Raw genomic sequence first — 16,082 nt, forward strand, 5'->3', positions numbered from 1 at the left:
CCGCCAGGGCCATCGGAATTAAGGAATCAGCCACTTGAAGATGCTGCACCACACCAATGGCGGTCTCAGATATAGAACGTAGCGGCCCGTGTAGGAGGTAGGCATAGGCAGCCATCCCAGCCACGACAAAGGTCATGATCCACACCACTGGGCCACGCAAGGCCGACCGATCCTTACCCATACGTACCAACTGCGGCAGGAGTGAGAGGCGAACACCCTGGAGCACGATCCTGCCTGGAGCGAGCAGGGCTTGCGCGGCAGTGAACGTTCCGAGCAAAGCCGAACCTCCCAAGGTGCCTACTACCACAATGACACCTTGATTCGTAGCAGCAACCACAACTGACTCAAGACTTAACATCCGCCCAGTGGCCCAAGTCGATTTCAGCCAACTTGAAGAGGACCTCGGACCGCCCACCGGACGACCCACCACCAACACCCCCACAAGAATGGACGCAACTGCCCCGGACGCCCAACACACCACGACGGTTGGACCCGACAAGGACGACCTGCCCAAACCTGCTACCACACCAACGGACCACACCAACCACACTGCGTCAAGGAGAACTGCGATTCCCGGTCTATTAATGACGAATGTGTACGCTCTGATGGTGTCCTGAAGTAGAACGAAGGGAACGAGAACTGCAATAAGAAGACCGACCACGCTTCCGGCCCCACCGTCAAGCACGATCAGTGCTGCACTGATCGACCCAACTATGATACCTATCGTCAATGAAATTCCCCCGGCATCCCGGAGGGTCGCCACGTCCGTATGATGGTCATACAGAGAACCGCGGCCCATATGGATCGCCATTGGCTCAGCTACCAGCCCGCGGTTCAGAAGTAGACCGGAAAGCGCGACGGAGACCGCCAGGGAGATGTCCCCTAAGGCGACAAGGCCATACCAATTGGCGACGACCAAGCTTAAGAGAGTGTTACTGGCGCTGTATAGGAGCTGATCGGTCGCACCCAGCAGCAGCGGCCCAACTCTACCACTCCTCAACGGAACAAGCTTCAAGACCCATCACACAGCTCACTCAGAGCTGGGGTGGCCCCTGATCTGTCCCATGTCCTCATCGGCACGCCCGCAAGAGAAACCCCGATGAGAGGGAGAGCCCTAGAGTCATACAAATCCCCACTAAACTGCGCGGCGACTAGGAACAGCGAAAATAGCGCCAAGGCTGTGGGATCGACTGCCCTCCCTCGCCATAAGACTACTAGGGTGACAAGAACCGAACCCAAGAGCAGAAAAGCGACCACAGGCCCTGCCTCACAACCAACTTCTAGGAACACATTGTGTGGATACGTACCGTGCTGATACTGGAAGCCGGCCAATCCCGTACCGCTCGGCCACGATCCCCGAAGACACTCCAAACCTTCAGCGTACAGTGTTCCACGCCCGGCCAAATGCACCTGATCGCCGAGGGTCAACTGAAGGAACCGCACGTTAAAGGTGTACGAGAGACGCTCTGCCACTCCATCCGCTTGCCAAGCCGAGAACGAAACTAAGAGTGCACTCACGGCAAGACCGGCACCAAGGCGAAGCCTACCGAACCTTCGAGCCATCAATGAAGTCGCTTCTTTGCCGGCCAAGAGCAACCCCACCACCACAGAAATGATCCCTCCCCGGGAACCGGTCCCCAACGCTAGAAGGAGGCCGAGTAGACAGATCCAAAGGTACGGAAGGCGTCCCGATTGAGCGTACTTGCCCAGGGAAACAACTGAAAGTACACCCATTAGTCTCACGAATACGTTCGGCCCGCCTCCCAAAGGCACCGCTCCGCCCCCAACTATCGAAAGCCCCGCTAAGCCCAATGTCAGATAGAAAAGAGACGTATACAGGCCGATAGCGAACAGTTCTCTATTGTGTGTGTCGGCGGTGAGGCGCAACAACGCTAAGCCGACCGCAGTCAGTAGCGCCACGTCCGCCATCTTCTCTTCCCACACGGGCCCAGAAGCACCCGACTCGATGCCCGTGACTAATATCGCGAACAGCACTCCGAGCCACAGAACTCCGGGGAACTTCGAACGGATATATGGACTCCTCCAACTCGCACTCCCCGCAAGCACACAAACGATGCTCACCAGAGCGCCTCTAATCGTCCAGGACGGAAGGAATGCACTCCCGAGTCGGTCTGGCGACCAACGCCCGAGGAGCAGCAGGAGTGCTGTAAGTAGGGACGCGATGCCTACCACAGAACTCCAGGGGGAAGCCGCCTCCCTATCGTTCACGCACAGCCCACGTGCTGATGACGACTTGACTGAGGAGTACCTCTAAGGCATCGACCACCCGACCAACCTCGAAGTTGAGATACGCATAATCTATCATAGGCAGCGACCGACCATCGCCCAAGCTTCGGGACCGCGCGATAAGACGGGCTAAAGCTTCGGCGACCTGTGAACTGTCGTAACTTCGGCACACAAGGACGTCAGGTACCTGATCAATAGGCGTCTCGGACGAGGATACCACTAACGTGGGCCTTCCAGACGCAACATAGTCGAACAACTTGTTCATGCTCATGCCATAGCGATACAGGTGTGGCTGATCTGCCACGACCATGACGAGGGCGCCAGTGGAACAAAGAACCTCTGGTACCTGTGCCTTGGGAACGGCACCCATAAACACGACCTGGTCAGTCAACTCGAAAGCGGATACTAGGCGTTCAAGCGCCGGGCGCTCAGGTCCATCGCCGTAAACCTCAAATCGCGACTCGATACCCTGATCCCGCAACGAGGAGAAAGCGTGAATCAGGACGTCCAACCTATTGGCGCGACCCAAGGCTCCCACATACCGAACTAAATCAGGGGAGTTCACATCCCGCGTGAGCGCAGTCTCGACCAGACTGCTGTCAAACCCATTCGGCGCATGAAGAAGTCTCACACGCGCAGTCGGATATGTCGAACGAATGTACTCTCCCACGCGGTTCGGCAGAAACGTCACCGCCGCCGCAGAACGAACCAGATATCCCTCGAACAGTGATAGGAAGGCGGTGAGCCACTTGGGCAGTCGTGAATGGGCTGCAAGGCTCGCGGGCCACAGGTCTCGCACCTCTAGGACGAGGGGCCGGCCCCATCTGCGGGAAAGTACGGCGGTGGCCACGGCCCCAACTGGATGCGGAGTCGACGCTATCACCACGTCGGGATCGAACTTTCGGCCCTTTCCCAACACGCCTAGGACCAAGAGTATGGAGACTGCAAAGCAGGCCATGGACGTGGCCCGTTTGAGGATTGAACGTCGGTACGTCAGACCCCGCAACCATAGAAACGGCACTCCGTCTTCAGTCCCGTACCAGAACAGACCATGAGGGGCGCGCTTGTGGGTCCCGGTGTTATGATTGGCGGAACTCGCAACGATTAGAACGTCATGACCACGATCGATAAGCCGTCTCGCTTGGGAGTAGTGCCTGGTCCCACCCGGAACATCAGGTGGTTTGGCATAGTCGTTGACAAGAAGAATACGCATGCCTAAGGGACTTCCGGATTGGCATATGGCGGAAAGAACGAATAGTCGACAGTTCCCGACATACTTGCAATTTTTTGTCGGAACAGTTCGTCGTTGAGTACAAGTCTGGCCGTGCAGAAGGGCTGGACAACGTCGGCAATCGAGTGCTTAAACTTCGCCAAGGAATCGCCCGGCCGGACACCTCCGCCTAGTTCGAACCATTCAAATCCTTCATCGATGGCCCATCTAACTACTCCATCTATGAGCAAGTTATTGACGCCAAGGCGCGCACCCTCTTTGAGAGATCCTGCCAGGAAGTAATGAACATATCGACCCGCCGTCAAAAACAGAGCCGCCGCAACAGCATCCTTATTCGAATTGGCCGTCGCTAATACTAGGTGTCCACCTTGTCCCAATCTCTCTAACGAACGGTAGTAGTCGGCCTCGTACCTGTAGCTTGACGACGCCGCCACTCGATCCATCGTCGCATTGTAAAGGCGCACGAAGTCGGACCCTGCAGACAGACTCGTAGACCCTGCTATCTTAATGTCTATCTCAAGCCCTGACGAACGCGCCTTTCTTACAGCGGTCCGATGTCGCCCCTTGGCGGCATCCCAGTATGAGTCAGCACCCTTCCTGAGGTCCACCCAGAATGTCCGAGACACGGTGTCTATGGATGATCGCAACACATGCAGAGACTCCACTCCCTTATCCAGGAAGGGGTGTATTCGGTCAAATATCGTGACGCACCCGGAGGTGCGGAGGTGTTCAACCGCACGCGCTACGAATGCTGCCATCATACGGGGGTCCTGCCGGTCTCCACCCCTCAAGTGAACTGGTCCACCGTAGCCTGCAGGTCCACTGAGATCGAAATTCTTTGATTCCGGCGCCGTTTGCCGTCGGAAGAGTGGCCAAATAATTTCCGATTCTGTATCGATCAAGATATAGGGGTCCCAACCCGTGCGGACGACTTCGGCCTCTAGATAGTTGTGCATATAGAAGATATCGGGCGCGGGCAAGCCACTCAGTGACTCTAGACTCCTAAGCACTCTCATGGTCGATGGACCCTTCAATAGTCGCTTTAGCTACCGCTTCCCGAACGTCGTTCACAAGACGGGCGTCCCTGTTTTCTGCATCGGCAAGGAGGTCGAAATGGACTACGAGCGCCAAGTGTTCCAGTGCATCCAAAGCAGATTCAATATGAGCCACCTGAATCGACGCTTCTTCGCGTACATCACCAGAGAGGTTGGCCTGCATGGTGGGCATCCACGGACCCAACCATTTCGCGTACCTTGGATCGCGTTCACGGATACGAACGATAGACTCTACTATGTCATTCGTCGCTCGCCTGGTTCGCACGAATACTGTTGGTGGTCCTTCACGAAGCCACTGCTCCAAGAAGGGGAGAACATGAAACCCCTTCATCAGAACGGGCCCGGCTACGTACTGCGAGATCATGCCAAATTGCTGTCGGCACGCATCCCAGTCGGGTGAGTGTTGATAGTTTCCGTCGATACCGTATGGGAACCCCAGTGCCTCCGTCCAGAATCGTCCGAATTCGTGAGGCTCATGTGGCCACTTGGTTTGGCCGATGGTGCTGCGATGTGCACCTGTGCTTTGGTAGTGGCCGCCGGTCAACGCATCATGCAGTGCGAATCCGTATATTGGCATCGCCCAGAAGCGGGCAACAATGTTGGAGGGGTATGCGTATTCTCCGCTGGATGCAAGGATTTGCATTGCCACCGTGGTGCCTGATCTCGGTGCGCCCACGACTAGGACAATTGGAGCTTGCGACGCCGCCTGATCAAACGGAAGGTTTGCCAAGTGAACGTTGAGGCGCTTGATAACCTCGTCTGTTTTCACGGTGTATCAATCCGTTTAGCGTGTCTAGCTGGATCTTGGTCCGCTTCGAATCCTCCAAAAGCCAACGACAACGGAGTGCGGAGGATAATTTTCATGTCATCTAGCAGATTCCGATTGGAGACATAGTCAGCATCCCACTGCAGCCTTTCGCGCCATCCGATGGAATTTCGCCCGTGCACTTGGGCCAAACCTGTCAGGCCCGGTCTTACGGTGAACCGGGGGTGCCTCACCGATAGGGACAGTCTTCGCCGTTGCTCCTCGGTGATTGGTCGTGGGCCAACAATGGCCATCTGTCCCCTAAGAACGGAGATCAATTGGGGCAGTTCATCCAATCCCGTGCGGCGTAGGATACTACCAGATCGGGTCAAACGAGACGCTGTAGGTACTCCGTCGGGACCCAAGAGGGAATCTGCGTTGTTCACCATGGTGCGAAATTTGAGTACCGTTATTTTGGTGCAGTTTAGTCCGAGCCGTTGCTGCTTAAATATGACGGGTCGGCCGTCTAGCACCCTGATGAGTAGCGCAACTACGGCCATGACGGGCAAGGCTAGGGGCGCCGCCAAGATGACGAAGGCCAAGTCAAGGAGTCGCGAAGCGTCGGATGTGCGTCTGAACATGGCAGTCTTTCCTTAGCGCTGGACGCGTCCGCCGCCGACGACGACGCGGGCGACGCCCCTCCAGCGGGTGGGGTCGGTGATGTTGCGGCCGTCGGCGAGGGCCTTGATGCCGGGGATGTCGGTGGGGGTCAGGTCGCGGTACTCGGGGTGGTCTGCTTGCAGCAGCGCGCCGTCGGCGGGTTCGCCCAGGTGGTAGGCGTCGAAGCCCATCGCGGCGAGCTCGTCGTCGGTGTACAGCGGGTCGTGCACGACGGGGACGGCACCGCGGTTGCGGAGCTCCTCCACGACGGGGAAGACACCGGAGAAGGCGATCTCCTTCACCCCGCCACGGAAGGCGGCGCCGAGCACGACGATGCGGCGGCCGAGCAGGTCCCCGAGGGCTTCCTTGAGCAGCCCGACGGTGTGGGCGGGCATGGCCTCGTTGGCGGTCCGTGCGGTGGTGACGAGGTCGGCGTCGCGGTGGCCGGCCAGGTACAGGCGTGGGTAGACGGGGATGCAGTGGCCGCCGACGGCCACACCGGGGGTGTGGATGTGGCTGTAGGGCTGGCTGTTGGCGGCGGCGATGACCTTGTGGACGTCCACGCCCATCCGGTCGGCCTGGATCGCGAAGGTGTTGGCCAGGGCGATGTTGACATCGCGGTAGGTGGTCTCGGCGAGCTTGGCCATCTCCGCGGCCTCGGCCGAGCCGAGGTCCCACACCCCGTTGGGCTGGGGCAGCTCGGGCCGCTCGTCGAAGTCCAGGATCGATTCGTAGAACGCCACCGCCCGTTGGGTGGAGGCCTCGTCGATGCCGCCGACCAGCTTGGGGTAGCGGGCCAGGTCGGCGAAGATCCGGCCCGAGTAGACCCGCTCGGGGCTGTGGCAGACGAACAGGTCCTCTCCCGGGGTGAGGCCGCTGCCCGACGCCAGCGCGGGGACCAGCCGCTGGCGGGTGGTGTGCAGCGGGATGGTCGTCTCGTAGCACACCAGCGTGCCCGGCTGCAGCCCGGCGGCGACCGCGGCGGTGGCAGCGTCCATGGCGGCGAAGTCGGGAACCATGTCGGCATCGACCACCAGCGGCACCACCACGATCACCGCCTCGCTGCGCGACACGCAGTCGATGGTGTCGGTGGACGCGGTCAGTGATCCGTCGGCCACGACCTGCTTGAGCCGCACGTCCAGGTCGGTCTCGCCCGGGAACGGCTCGCGGCCGGCGTTGACCAGGTCCACCACCGCCTGGCTGATGTCGGCCCCGTGCACACGATGGCCCTTGCCGGCGATCTGCACGGCCAGCGGAAGGCCGATCTTTCCCAGCCCGACTACGGTGACGTCCACGACTTCGCTACCTCTCGATGGTGATGGTCTGCTTGCTGGCAGCCGCCGCCAGGACGGCCTCGGCAACCCGGACAGCCTCCAGGCCCTCCCCCATGGTCACCACCCCCGACGCCTCGCCGAGGACGGCGTCACGGAAGGCTTCCAGCTCGGTCCGCAACGGCTCGGGCTTGGCGATGGCGTAGCGGGTCACGTCACCCTCCACCACACCACGGAACGCCCCGATGGCGTCCCACTGGGTGGCCTGGGTGCCGTTGGCATGAAACGTCAGGTCCGCGGTCAGGGTGTCGGCCACGAAGGCGCCCTTCTCCCCCAGCACCACCGTTCGCCGTTCCTTGTACGGCGACAACCAGTTGACCATGTGGTTGGTCACCGTGCCGTCCACGAGCATGCCCGTCGCCGCCACCAGGTCCTCGTGCGGCCGACCCGTCTTGTGGGCGGTCCTGGCCGAGATCGACTCAAACGGCGACCCGCCCACGAACGCCGTCAGGTCCACATCGTGGGTGGCGAGGTCCTTGACCACCCCGACGTCCTTGATCCGCGCCGGGAACGGGCCCTGCCGCGACGTGGCGATCTGGAACACCTCACCCAACTCGCCGGCCTCCAACCGCTCACGCAACGCCCGCAACGCCGGGTTGAACCGCTCGATGTGACCGACCGCCCCCACCAGCCCGGCCCCCTCGAACGCCTCCGCGACCCGTTCGGCCGCCTCCAGGGTGTGGGCCAGTGGCTTCTCCACCAGCACGTGCACCCCCGCATCGGCCAACAGCAACGCCACCCGCTCGTGATCCTCCGTCGGCACCGCCACCACACACAGGTCCACCCCCGCCTCAACCAGCGCCTCCGGTGAACTGTGGACCCTCGCCCGGCCGGCCGTGCCGAACCGGTCGCCCTGCGGATCAGCGATCCCGACCAGCTCCACCCCATCCAGCCCCGACAGCACCCGCACGTGGTTGCGGCCCATCATCCCCATGCCGATCACACCGGCACGCAACACCTCAGCCATGGCTGTTCACCGCCGTGACGATCGTCTCGAGCTCCTCATCGGTGAGGTCCGGCCGCACCGGCAACGACAACACCTCGCGGGCCGCCCGCTCGGTCTCCGGCAGGTCCAGTGACAACCCGAAGGACGGCAACCGGTGCACCGGTGTGGGGTAGTACACCCCCGCACCGATCCCCGCCCCGCGCAGGTGTTCAAGCAGCCCGTCACGATCAGCCGACCGCACCGTGTACTGGTGGTAGACATGCGACGCCCCCTCCGCCACCGGCGGCGTCACCACACCCGCCAGCCTGGAGTCAAGCGTCTTGGCGTTCGCCTTCCGGGTCGCCGTCCACCCCTCCACCTTGCGCAGCTGCGCCCGACCGATCGCCCCACCCAGATCCGTCAGACGGGCGTTGAACCCCACGACCTCGTTGGCATACCGCGCCTCCATCCCCTGGTTGCGCAACAACCGCAACCGGCGAGCCACCGCCTCGTCCCTGACCACGACCATCCCACCCTCGCCCGTGGTCATGTTCTTGGTCGGATAGAAGCTGAACATCGCCACGTCACCCAACGCCCCCACCGGCATGCCCTGCCACGACGCCAGATGCGCCTGCGCCGCATCCTCCACCACCAACAACCCATGACGAGCCGCCAACGCGCCGATCGCGGTCATGTCCGCCGGATGCCCGTACAGATGCACCGGCACAACCGCAACCGTCCGCGGCGTGATCGCCGCCGCCACCGCCGCCGGATCGATGTTGAAATGGTCCCGCTCGATGTCGACGAACACCGGTTCCGCACCACACAACCGCACCGCGTTCGCGGTCGCCGCGAACGTGAACGACGGCACGATCACCTCATCCCCCGGCCCGATCCCCAACGCCAACATCCCCAGGTGCAGACCCGTCGTGCCAGCGCTGACCGCCACACAGATCCGGCCATCGACATGAGCGGAGAACTCCTCCTCGAACGCCGCCACCTCCGGACCCTGAGCCAACATCCCCGAAGCCATGACACGCAAGACGGCATCACGCTCCTCAGGACCGATGATGGGACTGGAAAGATGAATCATGGAACCTTCAATCAGGCATTCGTCTAGGATCTACGGGCGCTCAGGCAGGCCGTTGCCCAACCCTTGGCAGCATGGCCAATACTCCGTCTGGCTTGCCGGCCGAACTGCGACGTCAGATGGGCGTCAACGGCACACCTTCGCGTCCTGGCATGCGCGAGCCCTCCCACCCCTGTGTCGATGTCACGCTGGAGCATGTGACGGATCGAATCCTAACCTGTTCCGCGAATCGACGAAGAATCACAAGAGGACTGATCTCAGACCTTGTATGACTCGGTCCAAGTTCGACTCGGTCAGGCTCGATCCCGACGGGAGACAAAGACCGCGGGAGAACAGCCGATCTGCGGTTGCTGCCTCCGGGGCCAGGGAATGAAGGTGACAAGCCTCGAAAACAGGTTGGCGGTGCATGGGCTTCCACAGAGGCCGAGCCTCGATTTCCGACTCGGCCAGACGATCGCAGAGATCGTGGGGCGAGACGTCCGCGGGGGGGTCGAGCAGGATGCAGGTGAGCCAGTGGTTGGGAGCTCCGTAGTCGACAATGGGCATGAAGGACACGCCGGCGACATCACAGAGGGCTTCTTCATAGGCGGCGCGGATCTGCTTTCGTCGTTCGATCAACTCCGGCACCCGTGCCAACTGGGCGCGCCCGACAGCAGCCAAGAGGTTCGACAACCTGTAGTTGAAGCCAACCTCTTGGTGCTCGTAGTGCAGGACGGGTTCCCGTGCCTGCGTGGCCAAGTATCGAGCCTTCGACACGACATCCACGTCCTGTGACAGCAGCATTCCGCCGCCGCCAGAGGTGATCAGCTTGTTCCCGTTGAAGCTCAACGCGGCGGACCGGCCGAATGTCCCAGCAGCCTTGCCGCGGTAGGTCGTTCCCAAAGCCTCGGCCGCGTCCTCCACTACTGGGATGTCGTAGGCATCGCATGCAGCCAGGATCCGGTCGTAGTCACACGCTTGCCCGTACAGATCGACAGGGACGACCGCAGCGGGGAGCCGGTCATCCTCGGCCGCGGATGCGAGCGCTTTCTCGAGGACCGACGGATCCATCTGCCACGTGGCCGGGTCTGCGTCGATGAAGACGGGCGTTGCCCCCTCGTACACAATCGCGTTTGCGGTGGCGGCAAAGGTCAGCGTTGACGTCCACACTTCGTCGCCCGGGCCCACGCCCAGCATGCGAAGGCTGAGATGCAGCGCAGCGGTGCCGCTGGACAGAGCCACCGCCCCGCCCTCCGGGAGACCGAGGAACTCGGCCATCTCGGCTTCGAACGCGGCCAGGTCGGGGCCCACCGGAGCCACCCAGCCGGAGTCGAAGGCGGCCATCAGCGCCTCGCGCTCGGCCGGCCCCATGTCCGGCGGCGAGAGGTAGATACGTTCCATCCCGCTAACCGTCGATCACCGGAACGCGGCTCATCGCGTCGGCGATCTTGGCCTCGGGGTAGTCGTAGTCGTGGAGCTCGCTGGAGAAGTAGGCGTCGTAGGCGGCCATGTCGAAGTGGCCGTGGCCGCAGAGGGCGGTCAGGATGACGCGCTCCTCCCCATCCTCCTTGGCCTTCAGGGCCTCGCGGATGGTGCCGGCGAGGGCGTGTGAGGGCTCGGGTGCGGGGACGATGCCCTCGGTGCGGGCGAACTGCACGGCCGCCTCGAAGCACTCGACCTGGCCGATCGCCTCGGCCTCGAACAGGTCCTCCTCGTACATGTGGCTGATCAGCGGCGACATGCCGTGGTACCGAAGCCCGCCGGCGTGGATGGGGTCGGGCACGAAGTCGTGGCCCAGGGTGTGCATCTTCACCAGCGGCGTCATCCCGGCGGTGTCGCCGAAGTCGTAGCGGTACTCACCCTTTGTAAGCGACGGGCAGGCGGCCGGCTCGACGGCGATCACCCGGGGGTTGATCGACCCGCCCAGCTTCTCGCGCAGGAACGGAAAGGTCAGCCCGGCGAAGTTCGACCCGCCGCCGGTGCAGCCGACGATCACGTCCGGCGTGTCACCGACCTTGGCGAACTGCTTCAGCGCCTCCTCACCGATGACCGTCTGGTGCAGCAGCACGTGGTTCAGCACGCTGCCCAGCGCGTACTTGGTGTCCTCGTCCTTGACCGCCATCTCCACGGCCTCGCTGATGGCGATGCCCAGGCTGCCGGGCGAGTCCGGGTAGGACGCGAGGATCGCCCGCCCGGCCTCCGTCAGGTCCGACGGGCTGGAGTGGATCGTCGCGCCCCACGTGCGGATCATCGACCCGCGATACGGCTTCTGGGTGAAGCTGGCTGCCACCTGCCACACCTCGAGCTCCAGCCCGAACTGCGCACACGCAAACGACATGGCCGAGCCCCACTGCCCCGCACCCGTCTCGGTGGTGATCCGCTTCACGCCCGCTTGGGCGTTGTAGTACGCCTGCGGCACCGCGGTGTTGGGCTTGTGGCTGCCCGCCGGGCTGACCCCCTCGTACTTGTAGTAGATCCTCGCCGGAGTGCCCAGCGCCTTCTCCAGCCGACGCGCCCGATACAGCGGGCTCGGACGCCACAGCTTGTAGACCTCGCGGACCTCCTCGGGGATGTCGATGTACCGCTCGGCCGACACCTCCTGCTCGATCAGCGCCATGGGGAACAGCGGCGCCAGGTCGTCGGGACCGATCGGCTGGTGCGTGCCCGGGTGCAGCGGCGGCGGAGGCGGCGTCGGCAGGTCCGGCACGATGTTGTACCAGGCGGTCGGCAGCTCGGACTCGTCGAGGAGGATCTTGGTGAGGTCGCTCATGTTGATGTCGATGTATAGAGGTACTGACGGTTCGAGCGCCACCCCGTTCTACGCTTCATGACGCACCGTCCACCGACGGGCACGACCCGTCGAGCAGCAGGGCGAGCAGCCCGCCGGTCTCGTGGATAACCCATCCTGCGTCCAGCAACGGCGTCTTCAGGTAGGGCGCGTGCACGACGGACAGCTCGGCGTCGGTGCAGGCCTGCAGCGTCGCCTCGGCCCGGCGGGCGTGGAACCCGGCGGTGACCAGGATCACGTCGTCCCACCCCTCCTCCTCCGCGAGCTCGGCGAAGGCCGCGGCCTCTCCCCTCGTGGTGTCGGGGTCGGGGTCCATGCACCGCACACCTCGAGGAGGCGAGGCGCAGATGTCCGCGGCGGTGGCCTGCTTGGGGTCCTCGGCGTCGCGGGCGACGAAGGAGATGACCAGCTCGGGGGCAGCGCCCTCGTCGAGCAGCTCCATGCCGGTGACCGCGCGGTGGTCGTTGCCGGCCAGGGCAAGGATGACGTCGGCGTCCTCGGGCAGCGGGTCCGGTTCGGCGCCGAAGACCCACACGGCCCCGGCGGCATAGGCCAACACGGCAAGCGCCACGACGGCGACCAGCGTCCGTCGCGTCCCCACTCCTCCCCCATCGTGTCGCTCGTCCTGCACGGGCGGGAACGGTACCTCCCGACGATTGTGGACAGGTCGTGCAGGAGTTCGGCCCGTCCGTGGCGTAGTAGCGGCCATGACCTTGTCGCGCGTCACTCCGCCGGTTGCCCTCCTCGTCTCCCTCCTCCTCGCCATCGGGTTGGTCCTGGCGACCCTGCCGAGCACGACGGCAGCGCCGTTCGACCCGAGGACGGCGATCGGCCCCCTCGCCGAGCCGGCCGACTGGATGAACTCCGCGCGAGGCCTGCCGGACGGGCGTGCCTACGCCGCGGCGCTGGATGCTGCCGGAGAGGTCGAGGCGCTGACCGCCGACCTCGACCCGGCGCTGGCCGCTGCCGAGTGGACGCTGATGGGGCCGACCAACATCGGTGGCCGCGTGACCGACCTGGCCGTCGACCCGACCCGGCCGGACACGGTGTGGGTGGCAGCGGCCTCCGGTGGCGTGTGGCGCTCCGACGACGCCGGCGCGACCGTGCAGCCGGCCTGGCCCGACGACCTGACCCCGGCGATCGGCGCGCTGGCCGTGACCATCGACGGCGTGTTGTTCGCGGGGACCGGCGAGGCCAACCCCGGCGGTGGCTCGTTCACCTTCGGCGGGACCGGCATGTACCGCTCGACCGACGCCGGTGCGACGTGGGAGCACGTCGGGCTGGACGACACCGCCGCGTTCGGCCGGATCCTCGTCCACCCCACCGACCCCGACGTGATCTGGGCGGCGGCGGCCGGTCACCTCTACCTCCCCGGCGGGCAGCGTGGGCTGTACCGCTCCACCGATGGTGGCGACAGCTGGGAGCTGGTGCTGGAGGGGCTCAACGACACGACCGGCGCGGTGGACCTGGCGATGGACCCCACCGACCCCGACCGGGTGTACGTGGCGATGTGGGACCACCTGCGCGAGCCCGAGATCCGTACCTACGGCGGCGTGGGCTCGGGGCTGTGGGAGACGCTCGATGGTGGCGAGACATGGTCAGTGGTCAACGCTGGCGACTTCGGGCCGGGCAACGCCGACATCGGCCGGATCGGTGTCGCGGTGGCCCCCTCCTCCCCCGATGTGATCTACGTCTCGGTCATCGACACGTTCGGTCGGTCCTCGGGCAACGGGCTGTTCCGCTCCGTCAACGGCGGGTCGACGTGGGAGCGGATGGGGTCGGTGCCCTCGCAGTCCTCGTTCGGCTGGTGGTTCGGGCGGATCTTCGTCGACCCCGCCGACGCCGACCGCGTGTGGATCCCGGGTGTGTCGCTGAGCGTGTCGAGCAACGGCGGGGCGTCGTTTTCGTCCTCCGGTGGGGTGCACGCCGACCAGCACGCGATGGTGTGGGACCCGGCGGTGGAGGGGCGGGTGTACCTGGGCAACGACGGCGGGCTGTACCGCTCCGACGTCAACGGGGGGTCGTGGCAGAAGGCCACCGGTGAGGCGTGGACGCAGCTGTACACCCTCGACGTCTCGGACACGGACCCCTCCAAGCTGCTGGCCGGGCTGCAGGACAACGGGTGCGTGCGGAACCACTCATTGGGGTCGGCGCCGGCGATCGACGGGTGGGACAGCTTCGGGTGTGGTGACGGGTTGGAGGTGCAGTTCAACCCGACGGTGGACTCCACGATCTACGGGTGCTCGCAGTACGGGGCGTGCAGCCGGTACGCGCTGGGCGGTGAGCTGGTGGGGACGCCGTTCGTGGGCACGTCGGTGGCGCGGATCAACTGGATGGCGCCGGTGGAGTACCACGGTGGGTCGTCGACGACGATGTACTACGGGTCCGAGCGGGTGAACGTCTCGCACGACACCGGGTTGACGTGGCAGGCGATCTCGCCTGACCTGACGGGGGGTGGCGAGCTGGAGATCGACCCGGCGGGGTATCCGTACCAGACCCTGACCACGATCGCGGGTGCGGCGAGTGATCCCTCGGTTGTGTGGGCGGGGTCGGATGACGGGTTGGTGCACCGGACGGTTGATGGCGGTGAGACCTGGGAGCGTGTGGGTGAGGGTGTGCTGCCCGGCGACTGGGTGACGCGGATCACGATCGACCCGGCGGATGCGGACGTGGTGTACGTGACGTTCTCGGGGTTCCGGACCGGGGACGATGCGGCGCGGGTTTTCCTTACTCGCGACGGAGGGGAGACGTGGGCGGACGTGTCGGGCAACCTGCCCGCGGCGCCGGTGAACGACCTCGTGCTGGTTGGGGACGGGCGAGTCGTCGTGGCGACGGATGTGGGGGTGTTCGTGACCTCTGGTGTTGCTGGTGACCCCGTGTGGTTGGCGGTCGGTGGGAACCTGCCGAAGGCCCCGGCGATGGACCTGGACGTGCAACCCGGCGGGCTGCTGACCGTGGCGACGTTCGGGCGGAGCGCGTGGCGGGTGCAGCTTCCTTCTGCTCCTGCGGGTTCTTCGGCGCTGTCTTCGGTACTGGCTGTGGACAACGGGTGAGGAGTGGGCGGGCTTCGTCGTAGCCTTCCGATGAGCCGGCGGTCGCCGGTGCGGTGATCCGGGGAGGTCAGGGGTGCAGTCGGTCAGGTGGAAACGAGGGGGCGCGTGAGCGAGCGCACGCAGCAGACCGCGGTCGTCGTCGCGCTGGTCGCCGTCGTTGGGGCGGTGGGGGCCGTGTCGTGGCTCGGTGGTCGGATGGCCGAGCCGGCGGGTCCTCCAGTGGCTTCCGTGGAGGAGGTTGTGGAGCCGTCCGTCGAGCCGACGGTGAGCCCGTCATCGTCGGTGTCTGCGTCTGCGTCAGAGGCCGAGCCGAGCGAGTCACCGAGTGCGTCCGAGTCGGAGTCCGAAGCGGCGGTGGAGGCAGTGGAGGCGGTGCCGGAGGGGCAGACGGTGCTGTTTCGTGGCGGCCCGGCGGACGGTCCCTGGCGGACGATCGGATCCGTGGCCGAGATCACCCATCCGGATGCGGCCCCGGGGTCGACGTACCCCTACGTCAACTTCTGGAGCGATCCGGAGGAGGAGAACCAGCCCGACTGGCTCTGGGACCAGATCACAGCCGAGGTCGCCGAGCAGGCCGTGACGTTGGGGGAACCCGTTGACCGTCCTACCTTCGGCGGCGCGGAGTTGTCAGAGGGCTTCAACGCCTTCGGAGGCATCGAGGACATCTACTTCGACGACGAGGTCTTCACTGCGATCTGGAAGGCGATCTACGAGGATGTCGACGGGGTGGCTGCTGCTCACTGGGTCTACGTCATCGACTTCGAGGCCAAGATTCTTCACAGGCGAGGCCCCATGATCATCCGAGAGGACGAAGTCGCCGACTTCAACGAACGTTCCCAACGTGCCGTCGCTTGGGCCCGCGAGGTTGCTTCTGAACTCGGGTACAACCTATGAGTCCCCCGCCGACAGCTTTGCCATGGCCTTGGCGACGCCATGTCACGCTTTCTGCATTGATCGTCATGATCTTTTCGGCAGCGC

Annotated in this window: 12 protein-coding genes; 2 read left to right on the plus strand and 10 right to left on the minus strand. The window is 64.2% G+C overall.

Going from position 1 to position 16,082, the window contains the following annotated elements; translation table 11 throughout:
* Positions 1-2,218: 2,218 nt before the first annotated feature.
* The 10 genes from DVS28_RS30270 to DVS28_RS17520 form a co-directional block, all read right to left on the minus strand.
* Positions 2,219-3,460, minus strand: coding sequence for a glycosyltransferase family 4 protein (locus DVS28_RS30270; protein WP_114592604.1), 1,242 nt, complete (start codon positions 3,458-3,460; stop codon positions 2,219-2,221).
* Positions 3,461-3,462: 2 nt separating this feature from the next.
* The gene (locus tag DVS28_RS17485) at positions 3,463-4,494 is read right to left on the minus strand and encodes a GNAT family N-acetyltransferase (protein ID WP_114592605.1); all 1,032 of its coding nucleotides are present in this window, start codon (positions 4,492-4,494) and stop codon (positions 3,463-3,465) included.
* Positions 4,481-5,302, minus strand: a complete 822-nt coding sequence (locus tag DVS28_RS28535; protein WP_164710692.1) for a hypothetical protein — start codon at positions 5,300-5,302, stop codon at positions 4,481-4,483. Before DVS28_RS28535 ends, DVS28_RS17485 begins: the two co-directional genes overlap by 14 nt.
* Complete coding sequence (locus DVS28_RS30275; RefSeq protein WP_114592606.1) at positions 5,299-5,919, minus strand: sugar transferase; 621 nt, start codon at positions 5,917-5,919, stop codon at positions 5,299-5,301. Before DVS28_RS30275 ends, DVS28_RS28535 begins: the two co-directional genes overlap by 4 nt.
* Positions 5,920-5,931: 12 nt before the next feature.
* Positions 5,932-7,233, minus strand: a complete 1,302-nt coding sequence (locus DVS28_RS17495; RefSeq protein ID WP_114592607.1) for a nucleotide sugar dehydrogenase — start codon at positions 7,231-7,233, stop codon at positions 5,932-5,934.
* 7 nt (positions 7,234-7,240) lie between these two features.
* Positions 7,241-8,236: a Gfo/Idh/MocA family protein gene (locus DVS28_RS17500; protein ID WP_114592608.1), complete on the minus strand. Its 996-nt coding sequence runs from the start codon at positions 8,234-8,236 to the stop codon at positions 7,241-7,243.
* Positions 8,229-9,287 (minus strand): DegT/DnrJ/EryC1/StrS family aminotransferase, encoded by a 1,059-nt coding sequence (locus DVS28_RS17505; protein ID WP_114592609.1) that lies wholly within the window; start codon positions 9,285-9,287, stop codon positions 8,229-8,231. Before DVS28_RS17505 ends, DVS28_RS17500 begins: the two co-directional genes overlap by 8 nt.
* A gap of 237 nt (positions 9,288-9,524) precedes the next feature.
* Entirely contained in the window at positions 9,525-10,664 is a 1,140-nt protein-coding gene (locus DVS28_RS17510) for a DegT/DnrJ/EryC1/StrS family aminotransferase (RefSeq protein WP_114592610.1), read from the minus strand.
* Positions 10,665-10,668: 4 nt separating this feature from the next.
* Positions 10,669-12,033 (minus strand): TrpB-like pyridoxal phosphate-dependent enzyme, encoded by a 1,365-nt coding sequence (locus tag DVS28_RS17515; RefSeq protein WP_114592611.1) that lies wholly within the window; start codon positions 12,031-12,033, stop codon positions 10,669-10,671.
* Positions 12,034-12,088: 55 nt separating this feature from the next.
* The gene (locus DVS28_RS17520) at positions 12,089-12,682 is read right to left on the minus strand and encodes an ElyC/SanA/YdcF family protein (protein ID WP_164710693.1); all 594 of its coding nucleotides are present in this window, start codon (positions 12,680-12,682) and stop codon (positions 12,089-12,091) included.
* A 76-nt stretch (positions 12,683-12,758) separates the two neighbouring features.
* On the opposite strand from DVS28_RS17520, the gene DVS28_RS17525 reads away from it, so the two are divergent.
* Together DVS28_RS17525 and DVS28_RS17530 are read left to right on the plus strand one after the other, a co-directional pair.
* Complete coding sequence (locus DVS28_RS17525) at positions 12,759-15,104, plus strand: WD40/YVTN/BNR-like repeat-containing protein (protein ID WP_114592613.1); 2,346 nt, start codon at positions 12,759-12,761, stop codon at positions 15,102-15,104.
* Between the two features lie 105 nt (positions 15,105-15,209).
* A complete protein-coding gene (locus DVS28_RS17530; protein WP_114592614.1) occupies positions 15,210-15,998 on the plus strand; it encodes a hypothetical protein in 789 nt (262 codons plus the stop codon).
* The last annotated feature ends 84 nt before the right edge of the window (positions 15,999-16,082 follow it).

This window comes from Euzebya pacifica (assembly GCF_003344865.1).
Taxonomy (GTDB): Bacteria; Actinomycetota; Nitriliruptoria; order Euzebyales; family Euzebyaceae; genus Euzebya; species Euzebya pacifica.

Excerpts from the sequence above, each read along its gene's own strand:
- DVS28_RS17525 (WP_114592613.1), top strand. The coding sequence starts at position 12,759 with ATGACCTTGTCGCGCGTCACTCCGCCGGTTGCCCTCCTCGTCTCCCTC.
- DVS28_RS17485 (WP_114592605.1), bottom strand. The coding sequence starts at position 4,494 with ATGAGAGTGCTTAGGAGTCTAGAGTCACTGAGTGGCTTGCCCGCGCCC.
- DVS28_RS17505 (WP_114592609.1), bottom strand. The coding sequence starts at position 9,287 with ATGATTCATCTTTCCAGTCCCATCATCGGTCCTGAGGAGCGTGATGCC.
- DVS28_RS17510 (WP_114592610.1), bottom strand. The coding sequence starts at position 10,664 with ATGGAACGTATCTACCTCTCGCCGCCGGACATGGGGCCGGCCGAGCGC.
- DVS28_RS30275 (WP_114592606.1), bottom strand. The coding sequence starts at position 5,919 with ATGTTCAGACGCACATCCGACGCTTCGCGACTCCTTGACTTGGCCTTC.
- DVS28_RS30270 (WP_114592604.1), bottom strand. The coding sequence starts at position 3,460 with ATGCGTATTCTTCTTGTCAACGACTATGCCAAACCACCTGATGTTCCG.
- DVS28_RS17500 (WP_114592608.1), bottom strand. The coding sequence starts at position 8,236 with ATGGCTGAGGTGTTGCGTGCCGGTGTGATCGGCATGGGGATGATGGGC.
- DVS28_RS17515 (WP_114592611.1), bottom strand. The coding sequence starts at position 12,033 with ATGAGCGACCTCACCAAGATCCTCCTCGACGAGTCCGAGCTGCCGACC.